The sequence below is a fragment of the Micromonospora sp. NPDC047620 genome, from assembly GCF_043205005.1.
Taxonomy (GTDB): domain Bacteria; phylum Actinomycetota; class Actinomycetes; order Mycobacteriales; family Micromonosporaceae; genus Micromonospora.
The window spans coordinates 36,708-50,679 of sequence record NZ_JBIDDG010000015.1 but is presented as its reverse complement, the minus strand read 5'-3'; the positions used below and the strand labels follow the sequence as shown (position 1 = coordinate 50,679).

Below are 13,972 nucleotides of genomic sequence, written 5' to 3'. Positions count from 1 at the left end.
GCGCGGCAGCCCGGACCCGCGCGGGCGGCCGCCCCTCCCGGCGTACGCCGAACGCGGGTCACCGACGGCGCCCGGCGCGCCCTGCGACCCATGCGAGTTGAAGGATGACTGACAGCAGTTCCCCGTCCCCCTCGGTCTTCGTCCACCCGACGGCCGACGTCGAGGAGGGTGCCCGGGTCGGCGACGGCACCAAGGTCTGGCACCTGGCCCACATCCGGTCCTCCGCCCAGGTGGGCGCCGGCTGCGTCATCGGCCGCAACGTGTACGTCGACGCCGGCGTCACGGTCGGCGACCTGGTCAAGATCCAGAACAACGTCTCCGTCTACCAGGGGGTGACCCTGGAGGACGAGGTGTTCGTCGGGCCGTGCGCCGTCTTCACCAACGACTTCCGGCCCCGCGCGCAGAACCCGGACTGGAAGATCACCCCGACGGTGGTCCGCCGGGGCGCCTCGATCGGCGCGAACGCGACCCTCGTCTGCGGCATCGAGGTCGGCGAGTACGCGATGATCGCGGCGGGTTCCGTGGTGACCAAGGACGTGGCGCCGTACCAGCTCGTGGCAGGCAACCCGGCGCGGCCGAAGGGCTGGGTCGACGAGCGGGGCGAGGTCGTCTCCCGGGACGTGGACACCCCGCCGCAGCGGCAGGGCTGACCCTCCGACGAGAACGGCGGTGGACGGGCGCTCCCGTCCACCGCCGTCGCGCGTACGCGCCGGTGCTCAGCGGCAGAGCCGCGTGATCTCCTCCCGGAACCGCTCCATGGGGTTCGCCTCGGCCGGGCCGAGCAGGTAGGTCTTCAGCTCCCGCCGGGCGTCGGTCATCGGGTCGTCGCCGGCCCGGGTGACGGACACGATCTTCTCCAGCTCGCCGCAGTCCCGAGAGAGCAGGTACGCCGCCCGTGACGTCGGGTATTCCCGGCGGAACTCGTCCTCCGGCAGCCCGCCCGGGTTCGCCACCACGTACGGCCGCTGGCTCTGGACGAAGTCCGAGACCACGCTGGACACGTCGCTGATCAGCAGGTCAGTCTGGTTGAAGCAGTCGAACAGCGCCGGCGTCCGGCCGGTGACCACGAGGTGCCGCGTGCCGTCCAGCGAGGTCGCGTCCGGGTCGCCGCCGGCGGCGCGGATCCGCTCCACGATGCGCTCGTGCACCGCCTTGGCCTCCTTGGCGCGGGAGCCGGTCAGCGGGTGCGGCTTGTAGACGAGCCGGACCCCGGGCGTGGCGGCCAGCAGCCCCTTGACGATCCGCTCCCCCATCAGCACCAGCGAGGTGTGGTACGGGTCGTCGTCGAGCCACCCCTCCCAGGTCGGGGCGTAGAGCACCGTGAACGGCCGGTCGACCGACTCCGCGCCGAACGTGTGCACCCCGGCGAGCTGCGGCCGTCCGATCTCGACGATGTCGGAGTCGAGCACGCCCACCCCGGCGCGGGCGTACCGCTCGCGCCCGGCGAGACCGGCGACCCACACCTCGTCGTACACCTTGCTGTACGGGTTGACGCTGGCCTGCTTGTCGCTGTCGCCGTGCCCGACGAAGACGTGCTTCATGCCGGGCTCGCGGAGCATGTGGATGTTCGCGCCGACGTTCGCGGCGTAGAGCGCGGCGCGCACGCTGCCCAGTTCGAGGTTCATGAAGTCCACGCCGGCCGGCACGCAGATCACCGGCAGCCGGGTGTCGGCCAGCTCGAGGAACGCCTCCTTGTTGCGCAGCAGCACCACGCCGCGCTGGTCGAGCGCCTCGGTCGGGGCGAGCCACATGTTGGCCTGGTAGACGTCCTTGGCCGGGCCGGCGAAGTAGAGGGCCACCTCCGGCCGGTGGCTGTCCAGCCAGCGCTGGACGGCGGGCAGCAGCGGACTCTGACCCATCCCGCGCCCGCGCAGCCAGGTCAGCGCGATGATCCCGCCCACCAGCGCGGCGGCGAACACGGCCACCACTCCCGCGCCGATCACCGGGGCGGCGTTGTCGAGCACCGCCGCGAAGACGGCGGCCGGCGCCAGCACCACGTTGACCAGGGCCAGCCGGTCGCCGGCGAGCCAGGCCGCCCAGTCCGGCGGGTGGGGCGCGGCCCGCATCGGGCCGAGGTCGATGTTGCGCACCAGCGCCGACAGGGGGTTGCGCCGGTCGATCATCGTGGCGAGTGCGCCGGCGAAGACCGAGATCAGCCAGACGGTCGACGGCAGCACCAGGACCAGGCTGAGTTCCCACGCGCTCGGCCGGACCTCGGCGACCACCAGCAGGACGACCGCGAGGTCGCGGGCGAGCTGCCGGTAGTCGCCGCGCAGGCCGACCTTCTCGAGCAGCGTGTGTGTGGCGGGCGACCAGCGGGCGAGCGCGTACTCGCCGGCGAGCGCGGCCAGCCCGGCGACGGCGAAGACGCCGATCCAACCGAGCGCGCCGGCGGCGAGCATCACCAGGTAGGCCAGCAGCAGCAGCGCGCCGCGGGCGGCGACTCCCGCCGGTCCCATCAACTTGCCGAACAAGGACTAGCTCCCTACGAGATCGACGACTGGCTCACCGACCGTCACTGGCGCCGTGACGGCAGCGTTCCCCGCTTCGGCGACCGTCGGCGCCCGGACGCCACCGGCGCGCCCCGGCCGAACGCGACGGGACGGGACGGCGGTCGCGGCGACCCGCCTGTTCGTCCATCGTCGCTGACCAGCGACGGCACCGGCGCCCGCGGCCACCCGCCACCACGCCGGTGTGACCTTAACGCGAAGGAACGCGCCGGTATCGCTCGGGTACCGCCACACCGGGACGATTTGGTCCCTCCGGGCCACAGTCGTCACCGGTCCGGGATGATCCACCGCAAAAACGACGCGGGTGACGACGCGTCGCCGACGCCGGGTTCGCCGGGTCAGCGCGGCCGGCTCCCGTTCCTATACTGGTCCGGCCGCTCGCCGACCGGGTGGCCGCACGGGCGGCCGCACCTCGGCTCCGCGCACCAGCCGCCGCGGGGCAACCGCGAGTTCCGTTGGAAAGGATCCACGGTTTGACCAGCCTCATCGCGCTCGCCGTCGCCATCGTGCCCGGCGCGCTGCTCGGATTCGCGCTGCCCCCGGGCCGCTACCGGTGGGCCACCTGGGCCGCCGCCCCGGCGTTGACCCTGGGCCTGGTCACCCTCGCCATGACATGGCTGCCGAAACTCGGGCTGCCGGACGGTCCGCTGGCGGTGCTCGCCGCCGAGGTGCTGCTCGCCGGCCTCGCGGTGCTCGCGTCCCGGCTGGTGACCCGCGGCCTGGTCGAGCCGGACGCCGCCGACCGCACCGCCGCCGTCGACGGCGACGCCGCCGGGCGGCCGACCGACGCCGGGTGGCGGGCGCGGGTCGCCCGGCTGCGGCTGCCGGCGGTACGCCCCCGCCGCGCCGACGTCCTCGGGATCGCCGTGCCCGCCGTGGTCAGCGTCGCCTTCGGCTGGCTGATGCTGGGCCGGCTCGTCGCCCCGCCCGGATGGGACGCCATGAACCACGGCTTCCTCACCCGGCGGATCATGGAGACCGACAGTGTGCTGATCTCCTCGGCCTGCACCAGCGGTTCCACCGATCCGGCGCTGTCCTGCTCCTTCTACCCGCTCGCGGCCAACGTGGCCTGGGCCCAGGCGGCGGAGATCTCCGGCGGGCGGATCAGCACGGTACTGAGCGCCTGGTCGATCCTCGTCGGGCCGCTCGCGCTGGTGGCGGCCGTCTACGCCTGCGTCCGGGCCCTCGGCGGCAGGCCGGTGGTGGCCGCCAGCGCCGCCGCCGCGCCGGCCGTGCTCGGCCCGATGTGGATGTCGGTGATCACGGGTCGGATCACCGAGCAGACCGCCCCCTGCATGGCCGGGGCGATCGCGCTGCTGATCGCGCTCGCCGCGCGCGGCGCCCACCCGGTCCGGCTGGGCCTGCTCGCCGGCCTGTGCGGCGCCGGGATCGTCATGACGCACACGTACGACGTGCTGTTCATCGCCGTCCTGGCGATCGGCATGCTGCTGGCCGTACGCGGCCGGTGGGTGCTGCGCCGGGTCGCCGCGTCGGCCGGCGCGATGGTGCTGGCCGCGCTGGTGCCGCTGCTCCCGCTGCTCGGGGTGCTGGCCGGCGCCAACGGCGAGCGGCTGTCCAACCCGCCCGCCCTGCTCGGCAGGTACGGCGACTCGTTCGAGTACTGGGTCACCGACCCGCAGCGGTACGTCCTGTTCGCCTACCCGGGGGTCGGCGGCGCGGACTTCCAGCTCAGCGAGCCGACGATCCAGCTCGGCCTCTGGCTGGTCATCCCGTGCCTGCTGCTCTCCCCGCTCTGTCTGGTGCTGCCGCGGCTGCGGTGGGCCCGGCCGTGGTTCGCCGCCGGCGTGGTCTGGACGGCGATCGGGGTGTGGACCGCCGCGTCCGACTCGGCGGCCGCGATGACGCTCTCCAGCCTGTGGTACGGCGTCCGGGAGCGGGTCCGCTCGATGATCTTCCCGGTGTACGGAGTGCTGGCGGTCGCCGGCGCGGTGGTGCTGGGGCTGGCCGTGCAGTGGTTGCTGACCCGCGTCGCCGCGAAGGCCGGGGCGCTGCGCGGGTCGGAGGCGCCGACGGCGGTCGCCGCGGGGGTGCTGGTGGCGGTGCTGCTCGGCCTCGCCGCGGTGCCGGCGAGCTGGCAGCCGCTGCGCGGCGCGTTCAAGGGCCGAGCGCCGGTGGGCGCCTCCTACGAGAAGGCGTACGAGTGGCTGGCGGAGAACAACCCGCCCGGCGCCACCGTTGCCTACGACCGGCACCACGAGTTCATCACCTGGGCCTACGCCGACTACGAGGTGCCGCTGCTGTTCGGCATCCCGCCGCTGCCCGGCCTGCCGACGGAGAACTACGAGCGGCGGTGGGACGCGTGGAACTGGCTGGTGAACAACGCCGACGCCCGGCCCGCCGGGTGCGAGGTGCGCCAGTTCAACATCTCGTACGTGGTGGTCGGAAAGCGGAACATGCCCGGTGCCTGGGACAGGCACTACGAGCGCGAGCGGCTGGAGGCCAGCGACCGGCTGGAGCTGGCCCACACGGTCGGGCGGATCAGCATCTACCGGGTCACCGAGGCCGGCCGGAGCTGCGCCACCGGGGGCTGAGCACGACGGGCCGGGGCACGCCCGTGCCCCGGCCCCTCAGTGCCGAGGGCCTGGCGGGAGACGCCCGGCAGGACGGCCGGGCGGGGTTCACGCCGGCGGCACGGCCGGGCGGGTCACGCCCGTGGGTGCCGCCGCCGGGCCGGAAGACGACGAAGGGCGGGGCGACCGTGGTCGCCCCGCCCTTTCGCGTGTCGGTCCGTCAGCGCCCGTTGTCGGCGAAGAGCCGGCCGACCACCCGGTGCGCGGGCAGGATGCGCTGCCGCTCCACGTCGGCGTCGGCCGTGCCGGCGACGATGTCCAGGAAGTGGTCGAGCTGGGCGGCGAGCGGCTCCCGGTTGGTGAGCAGCTCCGGCACCTCTATGATGCTCTGCTGCCGGTAGCCGCGCCCGTCCGGCGTGGCCGCGTCCGACGAGACGTGCCGGTAGATGGTCACGTCCTTGCGGATCAGGTCCGCCTCGATCAGCCGGTCGACCTCGCTGATCACCAGCGTCCGGACCTTGCGCTGCCCAATCCGGCTGGCCGAGACGTTGGCCAGGGCGCCGCTGCCGAAGTTCAGCACCGTCTCCGCCACGTCCTCCGCCTCGGCGAGCGAGTCCGGGTGGAAGTGGCCGAAGGTGCCCCGGACCCCCACCGGCTCCTCGCCGCCGAACGCCTGGATCGCCAGGTCGACGTCGTGGATGAGCAGGTCCCAGGCGACCCCGGTGCGGATCCGCGGCGCGTACGGCGAGTGCCGGGTGGCGGTCAGGTGCACCGGGCGGTCGACCAGGGCGAGGGCGGTCAGCACCGCCGGGTTGAACCGCTCCAGCAGGCCGCACAGCAGCGGCACGCCGCGCTTGCCGGCGGTGGCCACGATCTCCTCGGTCTCGGCGAGGCTGCCGCAGACCGGCTTCTCGATCAGCAGCGGCTTGTCGGCGGCGAGCACCTGGTCGGCAAGGCCGTGGTGGAACTCGGTCGGCGCGGCGATCACCACGGCGTCGACGTCGGAGAGGTCGTCGGCGTTCGGGGCCCAGCTGGCCCCGTACCGCTCGGCGATCTGCTGGCCGACGGAGCGCCGGGGCTCGATCACCCGGGCCAGCTCGGCCCGGTCGGACTGGGCGATCACCCGGGCGTGCAGCGAGCCCATCATCCCGGTGCCGACCAGGGCGAAACGCAGCTTGGCGGTCATGCGCCCACCGCCGCGCGGACGGCCTCGACGACCTGGTCGACGTCGCTGTCGGAGAGGTGGTGGTGCACCGGCAGCGAGACGCACTGGCGCACGACCCGGTCGGTCACCGGCGCCGGGTCGGCGACCACGCGGGGGTGGTCCCGGTAGCAGTCGTAGTCGTAGACGGTCTTCGGGTAGTAGATGCCGCAGCCCACGCCGCGCTCGGTCAGCCGGGTGATCACCTCGTCGCGGCTCACCGGGGCCTCGTCGGTGACCAGCACCGTGTACTGGTGCCAGACGTGCGAGCGGCCGGGCAGCTCGGTCGGCAGGCGCAGCCCGGGGACGTCGGCCAGGCCGGCGGAGAGCCGGGCGGCGTTGTCCTTGCGGCGCTTGACGTTCTCGCCGTACGCGGCGATCTGCGGGATGCCCAGCGCGGCCTGCAGGTCGGTGAGGCGGTAGTTGTGCCCGGCCACCTCGTACTGGTAGCGCTGCCGCATGCCCTGGTTGCGCAGCACCCGCAGCCGGTCGGCGAGGCCGGCGTCGTCGGTGGTGATCATGCCGCCCTCACCCGTGGTGAGGTTCTTGGTGGCGTACAGCGAGAAGGTGCCGAGCCCGAAGCTGCCGGCGCCGCGCCCGGAGATCGTGGCACCGAGCGACTGGGCGGTGTCCTCGACGAGGCCGAGGCCGTGCTGCCGCGCCAGCGGGGCGATCGCGTCCATGTCGGCGGGCTGGCCGTACAGGTGGACCGGCATGAGCACCTTGGTGCGCGGGCCGACGGCGGCGGCGAGGGCCTCCGGGTCGACGCAGAAGTCGTCCTCGCGGATGTCGGCGAACCGGGCGGTGGCGCCCGCCTCGAGGATCGCGTTGAGGGTCGCGACGAAGGTGAAGGGGCTGGTGACGACCTCGTCGCCAGGCTGGAGGTCGAGCACCTGGAGCGCGGCCACGAGCGCGGTGGTGCCGTTGTTGACGGCCACCGCGTGCTCGACGCCTACCAGGTCGGCGAACTCGCGCTCCAGTCGGGCCACCATCGGTCCCTGCGCGATGACGCCCGAACGGATCACCTCGACCGCCAACCGTTCGGCCGCCTCGTCCAGCTTGACGACGGAAATCGGGATCACAAGCGCTCTCCTTGGGGTGTGGGGCAGCGTGCAGACGGTAGCAGCGCGGGAGGACCCCGGCGCATCTGGACCGCCCCGGCGAGAATCCGCGCACGCCCGGGGGAGGGCCCGACTCGCCGACCGGGCTGGGTTCGTGGTACGCCCCGCGCTGCGCTAGTCTCGGCGAATTGTGCAGGCGACCCCAACGGGTCAGGGCGACGCGGAGGCAGGACGGCCGTGGCAGAGACCGCGACGCAGGTCGAAACGGTGACCGCACCGGCCGAGGAGGCCGGCACGGCGAAGGGTCCGTCCCGCTGGCTCTCGCTGGGCGTACGGGTCGTGGTGATCGCGGCGATCGCGGCGGGCATGACCTGGAGCGTCGTCAGCCAGTGGCCGGACGTCCGGCAGACCTGGCTCGACCTGGCGTGGCCCTCGGTGGTGCTCGCCGTGCTGGCGGTGCTCGCCGGGATGTTCGCCAACTCGATGGCGTGGCGGGCCGCGGCGGAGGACCTTGAGCACCGGGTGTCCGTTCCCGCCGCCCTGCGGATCTGCATGGTCGGGCAGCTCGGCAAGTACATCCCGGGCAGCGTGTGGGCGTACGTTCTGCAGATGGAGCTGGGCCGGCGGGCCGGGCTGCCGCGCGCGCGGGCCTTCCTGGCCACGCTGGTCGCGCTGGGGCTCGGCGTGGTCGCCGCGCTCGGCGTCGGCCTGCTGAGCCTGCCCTCGCTGCTCGACGCGACCGCCGAGACCGGGGCCGAGTACGCCGAGCCGGTCCGGGTGGCGCTCTACATCGTCGCCGTGCTGTTCCCGATCGCCCTGATCTGCGCGATCCCAGCGGTGCTCACCCGGCTGATCCAGATCGTCCTCAAGGTGCTGCGCCGACCGCCGCTGCAGCACCGGCTGACGCTGCCCGGCGTGCTGAAGGTGGTCGGCTGGAGCGCCCTGGGCTACACGCTGTTCGGCGTGCACCTGTGGCTGCTGGCCAACGCCCAGGCCGCTCCCGGCGTCGGCGGCCTGCTGCGCAGCATCGGCTCGTTCGCCATCGCGATGACCGTCGGGATGTTCGCCTTCCTCTCCCCCTCCGGGCTCGGCGTCCGGGAGGCCGTGCTGGTCGCCACCATGGCGCCCTTCCTCGCCGGCGCCGGGGGCATCGGGGCGGCGACGGGCATCGCCCTCGCCTCCCGGCTGATCTTCACGGTGGCCGACCTCCTCGCCGCCGGCATCGCCGCCCTGTCCGGGGTGCGGCAGCTCCGGCGGGGGACGCCCGACGAGGCCGCCCCCGACGAGGCCGCCCCCGTCGAGCAGGTTCCGGCGCCCCGCGCCGCCGCCGACCAGGCCGCCGCGCCGGTCACCACCCCCTGAGGCCGCCCCGCCGGCCCGTGCCCGGCGGACACCGTCCCGCGAAACGCCGGTGCCCCCCGACCACGCTCGTGGTCGGGGGGCACCTTTTTGTCGTACGGTCAGCGGCGGCGGGCCGCCGCCATCTCGCCGAGCACCTCCAGGTGCCGGTGCAGCACCCGGTCGAGGCTGAAGCGCTCCCGGATGAGCGACTGGCCGTTGACGCCGATCTGCTTGGCCAGGGCCGGGTCGGTCAGCGCGGCGATCAGCCGCTCGGCCAGGCCCGACACGTCGCCGGGCCGGCAGAGCAGGACGTTCTCGCCGTCGCGCAGCGAGATGCCGGGGAAGTTGTCCGCCCGTGCGGGCGCCACCACGGGCACGCCCGCCGCCATCGCCTCCAGGGTCGCCGTGCCGAGGCCGAGCCCCTGCTCGTGCGACTCCACCGTCGCGGCGGCCAGGTAGTCGGGGATCTCGCTCTTGGCCACCTTGCCGGCCGCGATGACGGCGTGCTCGACGCCGAGCGCCCGGGCCCGCTCCGCGAACACCCCGTAGTAGACCTGGCCGCAGATGAGCAGCTTCGCGTCCGGCACCTTGGCCAACACCTCGGGCAGCGCCTCGACCAGCGCGATGCGGTCGCGCAGCGGGATCACGTGCCCCACCGACAGGATCACCGGCGAGGTGCCCAGGTCGTGCCGCTCGCGAACCCGCTGGGCGTTGCCGCCGACCACCCAGTCCGGGTCCACCCCGACCGGGATCGGCACCAGGCCGGAGTGCGCGCCCCGGTAGCGGGCCTCGATGTACTCCTGCATGAGCACGTCCATCACCACGAGCCGCGGCTTGGACCGCCACATGAACGGCTTGACCATGGTCGCGTCCAGCCCGCGGAACACCTTCGCGTAGCGGGCCTGCGGGTTCTCCAGCCGGGTGTGGATGGACAGCAGCGCCGGCACCCCGCGCTTGCGCGCGTAGAGCGCGGTCGCCCAGGTCAGGTCGAAGAACTGGCCGTGCTGGTGGATGGCGTCCGGCCGGAACTCGTCGAGCAGCTTGCGGACCCGGCGCAGCAGGCTGGGCCGGGTGGTGAACGAGATGTCGAAGCTCACGGCCAGCCGGGTCTGCGGCAGCATCCACGCCGGCAGCCGGACGATCCGCAGCCCGTCGCGCTCCTCGACCGCCGGGGCGTCCTGGTAGGCGGCCGTGAGCACCAGCACGTCGTGCCCCTCGGCGGCGTAGCCCTTGGCGAGCGACTCGGACAGGTGCGAGCTTCCGCCCGCGCGCGGCGGGAAGAAGTTGTTGACCACTGCGATACGCACGGGAGGGGTGCTCCTAGCTCTCCGCTACAGGGACGAACCGGACATCGCCGCCGTCCAACTCGACTGTGGAGACCACCCGGGCGGGGACCCCCGTCACGACCGCCCCCGGTGGCACGTCTCTGGTGACCACGGCCCCCGCGCCGACGACCGCGCCGTCACCGATGGTGACGCCCATCATCACGGTCGCGTTCGCCCCGATGAACACCCGGTCGCCGATCACCACCGGCGCCCGGTCCACGGAAGCATGGGCACGCCCCGACACGCAACGCCGGGCGGTGGAGTGGGTGTAGATCTGCGCGCCGCAGCTGATGTCGCAGCCGGCGCCGATGGTCAGCCCGCCGGAACCGTCGATGACGGTGAACGCGCCGATCCACGTGCCCGCGCCGATCACCGGCTCGCCGATCACCCACGCGTGCGGGTTGTACGGGTTCGCCGGGAGCCCGTGCGACGACGGGCCCCCGGCGGACGGCGACTGGGTCACGCGACCTCGGTCTTGATGAGGTCGGTCATCCCGTCCTCGACGGCGATGGTCGGCTCCCAGCCGAGCACCTCACGGGCCCGGGTGATGTCGGCGGCGCGGCGGCTGACCAGCACCTCACGCGGGTTGAACTGCGGCTGCACGTCGACGCCGACGGCCTTGATCAGGATCTCGGCCAGGGTGGCGATCGAGGTGTCGATGCCGGTGCCGATGTTGACCGGCACGTTGCCCTGCTCGGCCTCCATCGCGGCGACCACCGAGCGGGCGATGTCGTGGACGTGGATGAAGTCCATCGACTGCTCGCCCTTGCCGTCGATGACCGGCGGCTCGCCGTGCTTGAGCCGCTTCACGAAGTGGTTGATCACCGAGGTGTAGTAGGCGGTCGGCTTCTGGCCGGGGCCGTAGACGTTGAAGAACCGCAGGGCGATCCAGTTCAGGCCCTTGCTGCGCTGGTAGAAGCCGAGCAGGTCCTCGCCGGCCCGCTTCGAGATGCAGTACGGGGTGAGCGGGTCGAGCCGGTCGTCCTCGTGCATCGGCAGCTTCTTCGGGTCGCCGTAGACCGAAGCCGACGACGCGAAGACCAGCCGCTTGACGCCGTGGTCGGCGGCGGCGGCGAACACGTTGTGGTTGCCGACCATGTTGATGTCGATCGACTCGTACGGGTCGGCCTGGCTCTTGTTGATCGAGACCGCGGCCAGGTGGATCACGTAGTCGCAGCCCTTCATGGCCGCGTGCACGGCGCCGCCGTAGCGGACGTCCTGGTCGATCAGCTCGACGTCGCCGGTGGCCACCAGCTCCGCGACGCGGTCCCGGTCACCGCGGAACATGTTGTCGAAGATGCGGACCTTGTAGCCCTTCTCCAACAGAATCGGCACCACGTGCAGGCCGATGAAACCCGCGCCTCCGGTGATGAAGACGGTCTGCTTCGACATGGCGGAGCGTGTCCTTCCTTGGGTCAGCGGCTGGCGGCCGCGGTGTTGACGACGTCCACCAGCGTGGCCGCGACGGTCTCGACCTGGGCGTCGGTGAGGTTGGCGTGCATCGGGATGGCCAGGTGCCGGGCGAACAGGTCCGCCGAGACCGGGCAGGGCGTGGTCTGGCCGTAGAGCGGCTGGACGTGCGAGGCGTACGTGCCGAAGGTGCACTGCACGCCGCGCTCCCGCAGGGCCAGCGCCACCGCGCCCCGGTCGACCGAGGGCGCCAGCGTGACGACGTACGACTGCCAGGGGTGCTCGCGGTCGGGCGCCTCGTACGGGGTGGTGATCAGCTCGTGGTCCTTGAGCAGCTCGCCGTAGCGGGCCGCGGTGCGGCGCTTCGCGGCCAGCAGGTCCGGCAGCCGGTCGAGCTGGGCGAGCATGATCGCCGCGGAGATGTCCGAGAGCCGGTAGTTGTAGCCCAGCTCGGTGAAGGTCGGGATCGGCAGGTGCGACAGCTCGGCGCGGGTGAGCGCCCCCTCCACCCCGTACGTGTGCAGCTTGCGGGCGTGGGCGGCGAGGTCGTCGCGGTCGGTGACGTAGGCCCCGCCCTCGCCGGCGGTGATGCCCTTGCGGCCGTGGAAGCTGAAGGTGGCGACGTCGGCCAGGCTGCCGGCCGGCCGGCCCTTGTAGGTGGCGCCGGCGGAGCAGGCGGCGTCCTCGACCAGGAACAGGCCGTGCTTGTCGGCGATGGCGCGCAGCTCGTCGTAGTCGGCCGGCTGCCCGAACGCGTCGACGGCGATGATGCCGACGGTGCGCGGGGTGATCGCGGCCTCGACGGCGGCCGGGTCGACCGTCCAGGTGTCGGGCCGCACGTCGGCGAAGACCGGCGTGGCGCCGGCCCACATCACCGAGTGCCCGGTGGCCGGGAAGGTGTAGTCGCCGACGATCATCTCGTCACCCGGCTTGACACCGAGCGTGAGCAGCGCCAGGTGCAGCGCCGAGCCGCAGTTGCTGGTGGCGAGGGCGTGCCGGGTGCCGGCGGTGGCGGCGAAGCGCTCCTCGAAGCGGCGGCAGGTGGGCCCGGAGCCGGCGAGCCAGCCGGAGGCGAAGACCTCGGCGATGGCCGCGAGCTCCGCCTCGCCGACCGTGGGCTGGCCGAGCGCGATGACCTCAGACATGTGACCCCCAGAGTGATGGACCCGGAGCAGTCTAGGCCAACCGGGCGGGTCGTCCGCGAGTCGGGCACGCGGGACGGCTTGGTTACCATCGGTCGCGGCGTCGGCAGGGGAGATGAGATGACCAGGTTCGTGGTGGTGGGTGGCGGCATCGTCGGGCTCGCCGTGGCACACCGGCTGATGACCGACCGGCCCGGGGACCGGGTCACCGTGCTGGAGAAGGAGGCCGGCTGGGCGGCCCACCAGACGGGGCACAACTCGGGCGTCATCCACGCCGGCGTCTACTACAAGCCGGGCAGCCTGAAGGCCACCATGTGCAAGGCCGGCAGCGCGTCGATGGTCGAGTTCTGCGAGCAGCACGGGCTCGCGTACGACATCTGCGGCAAGCTGATCGTCGCCACCGACCCGGAGGAGCTGCCCCGGCTGCGCGCCCTGCACGAGCGGGCCACGGCCAACGGCCTGCCGGCGCGGCTGATCGAGGCCGCCGAGGCGGCCGAGTACGAGCCGCACGTCGCGGCCGTCGCCGCGCTGCACGTCGCCTCGACCGGCATCGTCGACTTCGGGGCGGTCTGCCGCAAGCTCGCCGAACTGCTCGCGGCGGGCGGGGCGGAGCTGCGCACCGAGACCGAGGTCACCGGCGTGGCCACCCGCCCCGAGGGCGTGGTGGTCAGCACCACCAGGGGCGAGGTCGTCGCGGACGTCCTGGTCAACTGCGCCGGCCTGCACGCCGACCGCATCTCCCGGCTGGCCGGGGTGCCCACGCCGGTGCGGATCGTGCCGTTCCGGGGCGAGTACTACGAGCTGGTGCCGCAGCGGCAGGGCCTGGTGCGGGGGCTGATCTACCCGGTGCCGGACCCGCAGTTCCCGTTCCTCGGGGTGCACCTGACCAAGATGATCGACGGCAGCGTGCACGCCGGCCCGAACGCCGTGCTGGCGACCGCCCGGGAGGGCTACTCCTGGGGCCGGATCAGCCCGCGCGACATCTGGGACGAGCTGACCTACCGGGGCCTGTGGGCGCTGGGCCGCCGGCACTACCGCTACGGGCTCACCGAGGTGGCCCGGTCGCTGTCGAAGAAGCGGTTCGCGGCGAGCCTGGCCCGGCTGGTGCCGGAGCTGACCCCGGCGGACATCGTCCGGGCCGGCGCCGGCGTCCGCGCCCAGGCGATCCTGCCCGACGGCGGGCTGGTGGACGACTTCCTCATCGTCGAGGCGGACCGGCAGGTGCACGTGCTCAACGCGCCCTCCCCCGCCGCGACCAGCTCGCTGGAGATCGCCCGGCACATCGTCTCCCGGCTGCCGGTCGACGCGCCGCGCTGACCCGACGGGCCTTCGGGGCGGGCGGCGCCGGCCCGGGGCACACGCCGGGGCGGCCGGCGAGTTCCCGGGCCCGCACGGGTTCGGGACGGGCGAGTTCCCGGGGCCCGCACGGGGCGGGCGGCGCCGGCCCCGGA

11 protein-coding genes are annotated in these 13,972 nt (G+C 73.4%); 4 read left to right on the top strand and 7 right to left on the bottom strand.

Features of this window, described 5'->3' with window-relative positions:
- The first annotated feature begins 104 nt into the window (after positions 1 to 104).
- Complete coding sequence (locus ACGF5C_RS19895) at positions 105 to 650, top strand: acyltransferase (RefSeq protein ID WP_357694777.1); 546 nt, start codon at positions 105 to 107, stop codon at positions 648 to 650.
- A 66-nt stretch (positions 651 to 716) separates the two neighbouring features.
- Here the strand turns inward: ACGF5C_RS19895 and ACGF5C_RS19890 are convergent, their stop codons facing one another.
- Positions 717 to 2,474: a CDP-glycerol glycerophosphotransferase family protein gene (locus ACGF5C_RS19890; protein WP_393303568.1), complete on the bottom strand. Its 1,758-nt coding sequence runs from the start codon at positions 2,472 to 2,474 to the stop codon at positions 717 to 719.
- A 509-nt stretch (positions 2,475 to 2,983) separates the two neighbouring features.
- On the opposite strand from ACGF5C_RS19890, the gene ACGF5C_RS19885 reads away from it, so the two are divergent.
- Entirely contained in the window at positions 2,984 to 5,062 is a 2,079-nt protein-coding gene (locus tag ACGF5C_RS19885) for a DUF6541 family protein (protein WP_393303566.1), read from the top strand.
- Positions 5,063 to 5,261: 199 nt separating this feature from the next.
- On the opposite strand, the gene ACGF5C_RS19880 is transcribed toward ACGF5C_RS19885, so the two are convergent.
- Complete coding sequence (locus ACGF5C_RS19880; RefSeq protein ID WP_393303564.1) at positions 5,262 to 6,227, bottom strand: Gfo/Idh/MocA family protein; 966 nt, start codon at positions 6,225 to 6,227, stop codon at positions 5,262 to 5,264.
- The gene (locus tag ACGF5C_RS19875) at positions 6,224 to 7,324 is read right to left on the bottom strand and encodes a DegT/DnrJ/EryC1/StrS family aminotransferase (protein ID WP_357694785.1); all 1,101 of its coding nucleotides are present in this window, start codon (positions 7,322 to 7,324) and stop codon (positions 6,224 to 6,226) included. Before ACGF5C_RS19875 ends, ACGF5C_RS19880 begins: the two co-directional genes overlap by 4 nt.
- A 216-nt stretch (positions 7,325 to 7,540) precedes the next feature.
- Between ACGF5C_RS19875 and ACGF5C_RS19870 the strand changes: the two genes are divergently transcribed.
- A complete protein-coding gene (locus ACGF5C_RS19870; protein ID WP_393303562.1) occupies positions 7,541 to 8,665 on the top strand; it encodes a lysylphosphatidylglycerol synthase domain-containing protein in 1,125 nt (374 codons plus the stop codon).
- A 98-nt stretch (positions 8,666 to 8,763) separates the two neighbouring features.
- On the opposite strand, the gene ACGF5C_RS19865 is transcribed toward ACGF5C_RS19870, so the two are convergent.
- Genes ACGF5C_RS19865 through ACGF5C_RS19850 form a run of 4 tightly spaced genes read right to left on the bottom strand, consistent with a single transcriptional unit; the run spans position 8,764 to position 12,524 of the window.
- The gene (locus ACGF5C_RS19865; protein WP_393303560.1) at positions 8,764 to 9,951 is read right to left on the bottom strand and encodes a glycosyltransferase family 4 protein; all 1,188 of its coding nucleotides are present in this window, start codon (positions 9,949 to 9,951) and stop codon (positions 8,764 to 8,766) included.
- A 13-nt stretch (positions 9,952 to 9,964) separates the two neighbouring features.
- A complete protein-coding gene (locus tag ACGF5C_RS19860; RefSeq protein ID WP_393303558.1) occupies positions 9,965 to 10,432 on the bottom strand; it encodes an acyltransferase in 468 nt (155 codons plus the stop codon).
- Positions 10,429 to 11,361 carry an NAD-dependent epimerase/dehydratase family protein gene (locus tag ACGF5C_RS19855; RefSeq protein ID WP_393303556.1) on the bottom strand — a complete coding sequence of 311 codons (933 nt, stop codon included), beginning with the start codon at positions 11,359 to 11,361 and terminating at the stop codon, positions 10,429 to 10,431. The genes ACGF5C_RS19860 and ACGF5C_RS19855 overlap by 4 nt, the downstream gene beginning before the upstream one ends.
- Positions 11,362 to 11,384: 23 nt before the next feature.
- The gene (locus ACGF5C_RS19850) at positions 11,385 to 12,524 is read right to left on the bottom strand and encodes a DegT/DnrJ/EryC1/StrS family aminotransferase (protein ID WP_393303554.1); all 1,140 of its coding nucleotides are present in this window, start codon (positions 12,522 to 12,524) and stop codon (positions 11,385 to 11,387) included.
- Positions 12,525 to 12,641: 117 nt separating this feature from the next.
- Here ACGF5C_RS19850 and lhgO point away from each other — a divergent pair, with 117 nt between their 5' ends.
- Positions 12,642 to 13,838 carry an L-2-hydroxyglutarate oxidase gene (lhgO, locus tag ACGF5C_RS19845; protein WP_393303552.1) on the top strand — a complete coding sequence of 399 codons (1,197 nt, stop codon included), beginning with the start codon at positions 12,642 to 12,644 and terminating at the stop codon, positions 13,836 to 13,838.
- Positions 13,839 to 13,972 lie beyond the last annotated feature (134 nt).